Origin of the sequence: Merdimmobilis hominis, assembly GCF_016901855.1 — a bacterium.
Taxonomy (GTDB): Bacteria; Bacillota; Clostridia; order Oscillospirales; family Ruminococcaceae; genus Paludihabitans.
Map to the genome: position 1 here is coordinate 1 of NZ_JACJKY010000062.1, position 701 is coordinate 701.

At 55.3% G+C, this 701-nt stretch carries 1 protein-coding gene; it reads left to right on the forward strand.

The annotated features are described in order from the left end of the window. Window positions 1-701: LPXTG cell wall anchor domain-containing protein (locus H6A12_RS13050; RefSeq protein WP_204448434.1), on the forward strand; the 701-nt coding region annotated here is incomplete at both ends.

Sequence of the window (701 nt, forward strand, 5' to 3'; positions counted from 1 at the left end):
TAACAAAGGAGCCTACCACAACCGAAACAGGTTCCAGAGAACGTACCTGCTCCATCTGCAAATATACGCAGGAAGAGACGATTCCGGTTCATGAACACAGCATCCATGACGAAGCATGGAAATATGACGAAACCGACCACTGGCAGGAATGCTCCTGCGGCGAAAGGTTGAATGTGGCCACCCATACCTACGGCGATTGGAAAGTAACCAAAGAGGCCACCGAGACTGAAGCGGGTTCCAGAGAGCGTGACTGCACGGTCTGTGAATATGTGCAGGTTGAAATCATCCCGGAGATCGGGCATGAGCACGGCATCCATGATGAAACGTGGAAATATGACAAAACCCAGCACTGGCAGGAATGCTCCTGCGGTGAAAAGCTGAATGTGGCAAACCATACCTACGGCGATTGGAAAGTAACCAAAGAGGCCACCGAGACTGAAGCGGGTTCCAGAGAGCGCGGCTGTGCGGTCTGTGAATATGTGCAGACTGAAGCCATCCCTGCAACGGAAACCGGAGAGCCAACCGATTCGACTGATCCGACCGATTCATCCGATTCGCAGGGTCAGCAGGATCCTTCCGGCGACACCGGCAGCCCCCAGACCGGGGACAGCAGCAACATGATGCTGTGGATCAGCCTGATGCTGGCCTCCTGCGGCGGCGTGCTGGGAATGCTGCTTTACAGGCGGAAAAAGGCGGCGGCC